This window comes from Kouleothrix sp. (assembly GCF_046328425.1).
Classification (GTDB): domain Bacteria; phylum Chloroflexota; class Chloroflexia; order Chloroflexales; family Roseiflexaceae; genus Kouleothrix.
In genome coordinates this window covers 21,978-31,767 of the sequence record NZ_JAXLWP010000048.1, presented here as the reverse complement: position 1 = coordinate 31,767, position 9,790 = coordinate 21,978, and the positions used below count along the sequence as shown (strand labels likewise).

The window sequence follows — 9,790 nt, the reverse complement described above, 5'->3', positions numbered from 1 at the left end:
TGTCTACACAGTCGCTGATGCTCGACATAACACTGCTGCTGAAGACGTTCTGGCTGGTAATACGGCCAAATCGTTCGATGGCCGTGCGAGTATAGATCTTGCGTAGTATCACGAGAGAGTAGACGATGCCGGGGCGGCTGCCACTGCAGACTATGCCCCCACGTGCTTGCTTCCCACCAGCCCCGGCATTGTCAGGCCGCCGGCCTGCGCTTATTCCTCAGGCTTGGCGCGCCGGCTCGGGCGCTTGCGATCCGAGCGCTTCTTCAGCCCCACCGCCGCCACTTCGTCGGAGTTGTCGCCGTACTGCGCGAGCACCTGCGCCTTGGCGCCCATCACCGCGTTGTGGAACTCCCAGCCGGCTTCGGTCGTCTCGTCGCGCGCCGCGGCGAGCAACTTCGTCAGGCGAATTTCGTTCGCCTCGGCCTTGCGCAGCCGCTGATCGCGTGCGCTCAGCTGCTCGTGCGTGTGGATCGGGTTGACCGGCCGGTAGTCCTGGAGGTCTTCGATGCCGAGCAGCGATTCGCGGTCGGCGTCGATGGCGGTGGGCGGTACGCGGTAGTTTGGATTTGCGGGCATAATCTGCATTGTCCTTTCGGTTGAGCCCTGCATTGCCGAACACTACGGCAACACGGGTAACTATACACGATCGTACCGTTCGGTGTAACATGACTATGGTCCAGTTTGCATATAGGCCTCTACGCCTATATCTGAATAACACAATCCTCCTATAGCCTCCCGCCAAAAACTCGATCCTACGCCTACCTACGCCTAAATCTGGCTCCTACCCTACAGGTGGGGCATGCCTGCGCCTGCTACGGCTGCAGCGTACTCACCAGCTGCGCCCATGGCAGTGCCAAGGAAATCAATGTCACGCTGAATGAAGCTCCGCTCCCACGATGCGTAATCATCGAGCGAGGGAAGCTACGCTCACCATGACAGCGAACATACAAAGAAACCCACTGTCATGCTGAACGAAGTGAAGCATCTCCCTGACAGCGACACAGAAACGCAGTGTCATGCTGAACGAAGTGAAGCATCTCCCTGACAGCGACACAGAAACGCAGTGTCATGCTGAACGAAGCTCCGCTTATAGCGCGATCTTCCACCCCTCCAACGCGAGTGCCCAACGCACCCCAGGCGATGACGAAACACTAATCTGCGCCGAATGTTCGCCCGGTGCCACATGATACATTTAGCTTGGATCGATGCTCTGTCGCTGGCTCGCGCGTCGCTCCCGCCGCCCGCATAGCTTCTTCGCATATGTCTTGGCCATTGGTCATTCGTCCTTCGCTGCTATGCTTATTGTTTGGAGCACGCCAATGTATCAGCATCCTGCCAAACGCCTGCTCGACCTGGTCATCACCATCCCGGCACTGATCGCGCTGGCCCCGGTGTTCGCAATTGTGGCGCTGCTGGTGCGGCTGCGCCTGGGCGCGCCGGTGATCTTTCGCCAGCCGCGCGCCGGCCTGGGCGGCCAGCCATTTCTGCTGCTGAAGTTCCGCACCATGACCGACGCGCGCGACGCGCGCGGCGCGCTGCTGCCCGACGAGCAGCGCCTCACGTCGCTCGGCCGCTTTCTGCGCAGCACCAGCCTCGACGAGCTGCCCGAGCTGGTCAATGTGCTGCGCGGCGAGATGAGCCTGGTCGGGCCGCGCCCGCTGCTGCTGCACTACCTCTGCCGCTATACCCCCGAGCAGATGCGCCGCCACGATGTGCTGCCCGGCCTCACCGGCTGGGCGCAGATCCACGACGATAATGCATTTGGCTGGGATCAGCGCCTGGCGCTCGATGTCTGGTATGTCGACCACCAGTCGGTCTGGCTCGACCTGCGCATCGCCGCGATCACCGTCTGGAACGTGCTGATGGGTGAGGAGATCAGCCAGGCCGGCCACGCTACCGCCGAGGAGTTCAAGGGCAGCTGGGCCGAATCGCGAGCAATGGAGGAGATGGCATGAGCTACTTTCCCAAGCGCGTCGTGGCCACCCAGGGGGTGCCGCTGCTCGCGCTCGACGCCATCAGCGTTGCGGTGTCGTTCTGGACGGCGCTGGTGTTCCGTTTCGACGGACAGATCCCGGCCGAGGATGCCCGCTTTGTGCTGCTGGCGCTGCCCGCGATTGTGATGATCTTTCTGTTCGGCAACCTGGCGTTCGGCCTGTACCGCTATGTCTGGCGCTACACCAGCGCCGGCGAGGTGCTGACGATCGGCGCGGCTGGTGTGGCTAGCACCGCTATGGTGCTGGTGGGCAGCATGCTGTGGGGCGCCGACCGCCCGGTGCCGATCAGCGTCGCCGCGCTCGGCGGCGTGCTCGCCACTGGCGCGTTTGTGGTGGCGCGCTACCGCGAGCGCCTGCTCACCGGCCTGTTCGGCCGCGTGCAGCGCGTCGTCGGCAGCCCCAACCGCCGCCGCGTGCTGATCGTCGGCGCCGGCGACGCCGGCAACATCGTGGCGCGCCAGCTGCTGGCCGACGCCGAGCGGCGCTACGAGCTGGCCGGCTTTGTCGACGACGACCCAGGCAAGCTGCACATGCGCCTGCACGGCGCGAATGTGCTCGGCGGGCGCGAGGCCATCCCCGCGCTGGTTGCCGAGCGCGGCGTCAGCCTGGTGGTGATCGCCATCCACCGCATCAGCGGCCCCGCGCTGCGCGACCTGCTCTCGCTGTGCCTGGCCACGCCGGCCCAGGTGAAGATCCTGCCGGATTTCCTTGGCGCGATCGGCCAGCAGCAGCGCGCGCTGCCGCTGCGCGACATCAGCCCGGAAGACCTGCTCGGCCGCGAGCTGTGCGATGTCGACGCCGAAGCCTGCCGCGCGATCGTCGCCGGCAAAACCGTGCTGGTCACTGGCGCGGCCGGCTCGATCGGCTCGGAGCTGTGCCGCCAGCTGCTGCGGCTGGCGCCGCGCGAGCTGCTGATCCTCGACAACAACGAGACCGGCGTGCACGACCTGTATATCGAGCTGCCGGCCGAGCAGCGCGCGCTGGCCCGCCAGGTGGTGGCCGATGTCACCAACGCGTCGCGCATGAACCAGATCTTCGCCGATTTCCGCCCCGAGGTGGTATTTCACGTCGCCGCCTACAAGCACGTGCCGATGATGGAGTACTACCCCGACGAGGCGGTGCGCGTGAATATCATGGGCACGGCGATCGTCGCCGACCTGGCGCGCCGCTACGCCGCCCGGCGCTTTGTGTTCATCTCCACCGACAAAGCCGTGAACCCGTCGTCGATCATGGGCGCCACCAAGCGCGTCGGCGAGCTGCTGATGATGGCCAACGCCGCCCAGCCGGCCGAGGCCGGCCCGCAGACGCTGTTCACGGCGGTGCGCTTCGGCAATGTGCTCGGCAGCCGCGGCAGCGTCGTGCCGACGTTTGTGCGCCAGATCGACGCCGGCGGCCCGGTGACGATCACCGACACGGCCATGACGCGCTTTTTCATCAGCATCTCCGAGGCCGTCAGCCTGGTGATCGAGGCGGCGACCATGACGGGTGGCGGCGATATTTTCATGCTGGACATGGGCCAGCCCATCCGCATCGAAGACCTGGCGCACAAGCTGATCCGCCTGCGCGGCCTGCGCCCCGGCCACGACATCCCGGTGGTGTACACCGGCGTGCGCCCCGGCGAGAAGCTGCACGAGGAGCTGACCGCCGCCGACGAGACGCGCGACCGCACGGCGCACCCGAAGCTGTTCCGCATCCGCAGCAGCTATAGCTGCGGTGTCGCCGAGGTGCCGCGCAGCGCCCACCAGCTGATCGAGCTGGCGCTGGCACAGCGCACCGAGGACCTGGTGGCGCTGCTGTGGCAGCTGGTGCGCGGCGAGCCCGCGCCGACGATCGAGATCGAGGTGGCCGGCGCGCCGCTAGCGCTGATGCGCTGAGCCCTGCCGGCGCCCGGCGCTGCTCGCGAGCGCGCCGCGATGATATTTGAGCCGGCCAGGAATACTATTGGCGCCGCAGCATATACCTGGCCGGCGCGCGGGGTTAGTTTTGCGGGCATCGCGAGCGCTATTGAGCTGCCTGTGAATACCATTTGCGGCCGCTAATATTATATTAGCGGCGCTAAGATACTTATTAGCGGCTCTAATAGTATCTTAGCGGCCCTCAGAATCAGACACATGCCCGGCGGTACGTGCTCCCGGCGGCGATCGGGCCGGATTTTCGGGTGCTATGCCGCTATTTCCGGCGCCAATACAGCTCGTGCGCGGCTCGATACACGGCATGAGCGGCGCCAATATAATCTTAGAGGTCTCAAATTTAATCTTAGAGGTCGCTCATATAATCTTAGAGGTCTCAAATTTAATAAGAGGCCTCAAATTCAATATTAGCGGCCTCACATATATTCTTGAGGTGCCTGGGGGCACAGCGCGGGCGCGGCATAGCGCGCCGCAGCGCCGCTGGCCCAGCGGCAATAGCGTAGCAGCAGCCCCGCGTAGGGGCATCGCCAACCATACTCGCGAGTAGTGGCTTGACAATCCATACTGGAAATGGGCGAAACCGTGTAGTTTACGCAAGGGGGGCGGTATGGGCATCAAGCGAGTGGTCGACATGGTGTTGGCGGCGGCGCTGCTGCTGTTGGTGGTACCGCTGGTCGCGGTCGTGGTCGCGCTGCAGCGCATGCGCGGGCGCGGCGCGGCGATCGAGCGGGTGTGGCGGCTGGGCCGTGGCGGCCGCAGGTTCCGTATGTGGCGCCTGCGCTTCGATCCGGCCGGGCAAGCGGCGAGCGGGTTGGGGGTGGTGGTGCTAGCCAACCTGCCGCAGCTGCTCAACGTGCTCGCCGGCCACATGAGCCTGGTTGGGCCGCGCCCACTCGCGCCCGAGGCGCTGCGCGCCGGCGGGCCGGTGTGGCGCCAGGTGCTCGCGGTGCGGCCGGGGATGCTCAGCCTGGCCCAGGTGATGCTCATGGTCGAGCGCGGCGGCGCCACAGGCGCCGCGCCGGCGCCCGACCCGACTGCGCCGCTGCGGATCCTGCCGGTGCAGCTGCACCTGGATCTGTACTACGTCGAGCGCTGGTCGCCGCTGCTCGACCTGCAGCTGATCGGCCTGGCCGTGCTGCTGCTGGCCCAGCCGGGCCGCTACGCCGCAGTGATCTAGCGGCGTAGGTCGCCATAATGATCATCGCTGCCGCGCCTGCTCGCACGCGCGGCGCTGGTATGTGCCGCTAGCGGAAGGAGGCAGCTATGCCGGCACCATAGATTGACCTGTATCTACCGACATCTATAAGGAGGCTCAATGATCTTTCAACTCAGCACACGTTCAGTACGCCGGGTAGCGCTGCTGCTCGTGGCCCTGGCACTGGCGGCGCTGGCCGCCGGGCCGGCCGCGTTCGCCAGCCCCGCCGCAGATAAAAAGGACGACTGCAAGCACAGCACCGTGCCGTGCAAGCAGACCGACCTGTCGATCTCGAAGAGCGCCAAAGCCACCGGGAAGGACGACTTCACCTTCACGATCACCGTCAAAAACAACGGCTCGATCGCTGCGGAAAAAGTCGTCGTCACCGACCAGCTGTCGAAGTACTTCGAGATCGAGGCTGTGAAGGGGCCGGGCTGCAACCGCTCCCAGAAGGTCAAGTGCGAGGTCGGAACGCTCGGCGCGGGCAAGTCGGTCACGATCACCATTCGGGTCGACGTCGAGCCGGATGGCTACAAAGGCAAGATCAAGAACACCGCGTCGGTAAGCACGAAGACCAAGGACACCAACAGCAATAACAACTCGGCGAGCGTGACGGTCACGGCGACGGGCAAGAAATAGCCCCTAGCGCGATCGGCAACGTTTTTGGTGGCCCGATAGGGCAGCCTGCTCGGCAGGCTGCCCTATCGCGCTCTTTGGCGGGATCACGACTGGTGATCGTACGCGCGTTAAAGGAGTATCAAAATGAGAAACAAACGCATGCCATTACCGATGATTGCGCTTTTGGCCCTGCTGTTGTTCGGGGCGCTCTGCCCCTCCGCGCAGGCACGCCCCGCGCGCCACACCGCCGCCGCGCCCGCGTGCAGCGGCGGCATCGCCGGGGCCGTCTTTGCTTCGGACACCGACATGCCGCTCGAGGGCGTGACCGTGATCGCCAGCCTGATCGACTCCACCTTCGCCGCCAGCGCGCTCACCGACGCGGCCGGGCACTACAGCATCGCCGGCCTGCCGCCGGGCCTCTACGCGGTGCAGTTCGCGCCCGACGCCGACACGCAGGCCAAGTATGTGGCCGAGTACTTCGGCAACCAGTTCGACATCCTCACCGCCGCGCTGGTGACGGTCGAGGTCGGCGCGGTGACGCCGAACATCAACGCCGCACTCGACGTCGGCGGCACGATCAGCGGCCAGGTGCGCGGCGCCGACACCGCCACCGGCGTGAGCGATGTGCTCGTGACGATCGCCCGTGGCGCCACGGTCGTCGACGAGGTGACCACCGACGAGGGCGGCGGGGACACCAGCCACCCGCTGCCGAGCGGCAGCTACCGCGTAAGCTTCACCCCGCCCGACGGCGAGCCGGCGTACCTGCCGGCGGCGTACGCGCAGCAGCCCGGCGCCGCCGCAGCGCTGGTGCGCGTCGCCGCGCCCGAGCCAACCGACGGCATCGACGCGACGCTGGGCCTCGGCGGCCAGATCCGCGGCCGCGTCGTCGGCGACGACGCAATCACCGGCCTCGCCGGTGTCGCCGTCGAAGTCTACAACAGCGCCGGCGCGGTCGTGGCCAGCGCCAGCACCGACGCCGACGGCTACTACGCCAGCGGCGGGCTGCGCTCGGGCAGCTACAAGCTGCTGTTCGACCCATCGGGCTCCGACGCGGCGAACGTGTACCTGCCGGCGTACTACAGCGGGCGCGGCGACCTCGGCGCCGCCGACAGCGTGGTGGTGGCCGCGCCCACCGCGACAGTCGCGAACACCACGCTGAGCAAAGGCGGGCGCTTCTTCGGCGCGATCACGTCGAGCGGCGGCCAGGCGCTGGCCGATGTCGAGGTGCGCGTCTACACCGGCGCGGGCGAGCTGGCGGCCACGGCGCTGAGCGACGAAAAAGGGCTGTACGCAACGCCGGGGCTGGCGCCGGGCAGCTACGCGCTGCTGTTCCGGCCGGTTGGCGCGGGCGCGGCCGGCAACGCCTTCGAGTACTACAGCAACCGCGCCACGCTCGCCACCGCCGACCTGCTGGCCGCGCCGTCGCCCGGCGCGCAGACGCAGATCAGCGCGGTGCTGGCGGCGGGCAGCGCGATCAGCGGCCACGTCACGCTGGCGGGGCGCGGCGCGTGCAGCGGCGCGCTGGCCAGCGCCGGCGTCACCGTGAAAGTCTACGACGCCGACGGCCGCACCGTCGCGTACACGCAGCCCGCCGCCGACGGCAGCTACGCCACGGCCGCGCTGCCGCCAGGCAGCTACCGCGTCGGCTTCGAGGGCTCGGCGTGGCTCGGCGTGCTCGACGAGTACTACGACAACCAGCTCAGCCTAGCCAGCGCGCAGCCGATCGTCGTGGGCGGCCCCGGCGCGCAGCCGAGCGTCGACGCCGCGCTGGTGCAAGGCAAGGTGTTCCTGCCGGTGAGCGCAAACTAGCAGCCCTGCAGGTGGGTGGTGCCGGGGGTGCTGCGCCCCGGCACCCCGCGAGAGCTGGTCATTCCGGGGCGCTGCGCCCCCGGCTCCCGCGAGCTTCGGTCATTCGGGGCGCTGCGCCCCCGGCCCCCCGCGAGCTGATCATTCCGAGGCGCTGCGCCCCCGGTCCCCCGCGAGAGCTGGTCATTCCGGGGCGCTGCGCCCCCGGCCCCGCCGCAGGGAAAACCCTGCCGGTTTTGGCTGGTTCTCTGGCCTGGCCCCCAGGCACATTGCACACCCTGCGAAGGTGGGTCGCACCGGGGCGCTGCGCCCCGGCCCCGCGTAGGAAAGCCCTGCCGGTTTCCTACAACCTTTCCGGCTCAAAGCATGCCGTGCCAATACCAGCATCGTACGCTCATGCCTCAGGGCAAACCCACAGATTGTTCCGTGCCACAAAGGCACACCTCAGGGCAAACCGATACGTCATTCTGCGCCACGAGGCGCTGCGCCACTCGCGCTATACTAGCGGCGGCATACATTATGGGGCCTGGGGCAGCGCCCCATCGGCGGGAGTGCAGGGGGCTGGCGGCAGCCCCCTGCTGCGGGGCGCGGGGCCGCATAGGCTAAACAGCCCTAGAAGAGCGGGGCGCGGGGCCGCACAGGTCCGCCTATCCGAAAAACGCGGGGCGCAGGGCCGCGTAGCCCTCAAAGGTTTCACTTGACAAAAGGAGGTGGTCAGGACGCAACTGCGGGTATGATCCGCGCGTGCCAAGACCTGATCAGCCAAGGAAGATCCATGCCCACCTCACCGCTGTATGATAGCACGTCCCAGCAGTTGACCGCGCAGCTGCCAAATGCGCTCGCAGCCAGATCGAAACCCTGGCGTTGCTGGTGGTCGCGAGTAGCCAAAGTGTCTCGGCCCAGGAAACTTGCCCGAGCGATGCCGCTGGACACCACCCAAGCCGCCAAAGAACAACGCATTCGGCGCTTGCTCGATAACGAGCGTATCACGCAGGAGGAACACTATCAGCCGGTCGCCAAACTGGCGCTCCACGGCTTGAAAGGGCAGCAGGTGCAACTGCTGATCGACCGCGTCCTGCTGCGCGATATCCACAACATTCTGGTGGTAAGCATCGGTTTCGCCGACGCTCGCTCCCATTAGCCTGGCTTGCGTTGCCCCATCGCGGACAGTGGATTGGCCTGACCAAAAGAAGCTTCTGGGCTCCGCGCTGGCGCTGTTGCCCGAACGGGTGCGCGTGAGCATCCACGGCGATAGTGAGTTCCGCAGCCAGGAGCTGTTTGCCTGGGTGCGCAGGCGGCACCATGATGGTTGTTGATCTGGGCACACGCTGCTCGCGCTCACCCCAGATGGTGATGCGACGGCGCTTTCGAAGTGGCACCTTACACCCAATCGCGACACGGTTGCCTATCTCAATGGCGTGTATCTGACCGAGGAACGCATTGGGCCGGTGAATATCCTGGCTTGGTGGGCCAAAGATACCGAGGGCAAACCAATCGTGCATGCGGTGATGACAAACCTGCCGGCGAATTGGCAGACCTACCGGCTTGGCGGTCGGCGCATGTGGATCGAGACGGTCTTTCGTGACTGGCAGAGCGGGGGCTTTCCTGGATGAGAGCGGCGTCACTGACCGCGAGCGGTTTGCGCGATTGTTGCTGCCACTGGTGATTGCATATGTGTGGCTGGTCGCAGTCGGGCGCTGGGTCGTAAAGCGTGGCTACCGTCATTTGGTCGATGATGGTGCGGCGCGCAGCTGAGTACAGCCTGTTTCAGATTGGTGTGGCCTGGAAGGAGCGCTTGGGGGTTACACCCAAGCGCTGCCAATGGTCTGGATTCTGTACCGGTAATCCTCCCATGGACTGATACCCTTTGGGGCGCGTAGCCCCTGAAGCAGTCTGGCTGGCCGGGGGACGGGGCGTAGCCCCAAAAGCCTTGGAAAGGCAAGCACGAGGCGATGCGCGCCCTGCAGGCTGTACCAGCGTCAGCGTCAGGAGGCTCATGCCTCAGGGGCAAACCCACAGATTGTTCCGTGCCACCAAGGCGCGCCTCAGGGCAAACCGATACGTCATTCTGCGCCACGAGGCATGCGCCACTATGGCCGCATTTGCGACGACATGCATTACGGGGTCTGGGGCAGCGCCCCAGCGGCGGGGTGCAGGGGGCTGGCGGCAGCCCCCTGCTGCGGGGCGCGGGGCCGCACAGGCCATCACACCGAAACGCGGGACGCGAGGGCCGCACAGGCCCCGAACGCCATTGGAAAGGCAAGCAC

Annotated in this window: 7 protein-coding genes; 6 read left to right on the top strand and 1 reads right to left on the bottom strand. The window is 66.4% G+C overall.

Annotated elements, in window-relative coordinates; all coding sequences use genetic code 11:
- Nucleotides 1-210: 210 nt before the first annotated feature.
- Nucleotides 211-576 (bottom strand): hypothetical protein, encoded by a 366-nt coding sequence (locus U0177_RS28215; RefSeq protein ID WP_409574030.1) that lies wholly within the window; start codon nt 574-576, stop codon nt 211-213.
- A 743-nt stretch (nt 577-1,319) separates the two neighbouring features.
- Between U0177_RS28215 and U0177_RS28210 the strand changes: the two genes are divergently transcribed.
- The 6 genes from U0177_RS28210 (at nt 1,320) to U0177_RS28185 (ending at nt 8,664) form a co-directional block, all read left to right on the top strand.
- Nucleotides 1,320-1,955, top strand: a complete 636-nt coding sequence (locus U0177_RS28210) for a sugar transferase (protein WP_409574029.1) — start codon at nt 1,320-1,322, stop codon at nt 1,953-1,955.
- Nucleotides 1,952-3,868, top strand: coding sequence for a polysaccharide biosynthesis protein (locus U0177_RS28205; RefSeq protein ID WP_409574028.1), 1,917 nt, complete (start codon nt 1,952-1,954; stop codon nt 3,866-3,868). Before U0177_RS28210 ends, U0177_RS28205 begins: the two co-directional genes overlap by 4 nt.
- A gap of 643 nt (nt 3,869-4,511) precedes the next feature.
- Nucleotides 4,512-5,081 (top strand): sugar transferase, encoded by a 570-nt coding sequence (locus tag U0177_RS28200; protein WP_409574027.1) that lies wholly within the window; start codon nt 4,512-4,514, stop codon nt 5,079-5,081.
- A gap of 138 nt (nt 5,082-5,219) precedes the next feature.
- Nucleotides 5,220-5,738, top strand: a complete 519-nt coding sequence (locus U0177_RS28195) for a DUF11 domain-containing protein (RefSeq protein ID WP_409574026.1) — start codon at nt 5,220-5,222, stop codon at nt 5,736-5,738.
- Nucleotides 5,739-5,876: 138 nt separating this feature from the next.
- The gene (locus U0177_RS28190; protein ID WP_409574025.1) at nt 5,877-7,526 is read left to right on the top strand and encodes a carboxypeptidase regulatory-like domain-containing protein; all 1,650 of its coding nucleotides are present in this window, start codon (nt 5,877-5,879) and stop codon (nt 7,524-7,526) included.
- Nucleotides 7,527-8,298: 772 nt separating this feature from the next.
- Nucleotides 8,299-8,664: a hypothetical protein gene (locus U0177_RS28185; protein ID WP_409574024.1), complete on the top strand. Its 366-nt coding sequence runs from the start codon at nt 8,299-8,301 to the stop codon at nt 8,662-8,664.
- The last annotated feature ends 1,126 nt before the right edge of the window (nt 8,665-9,790 follow it).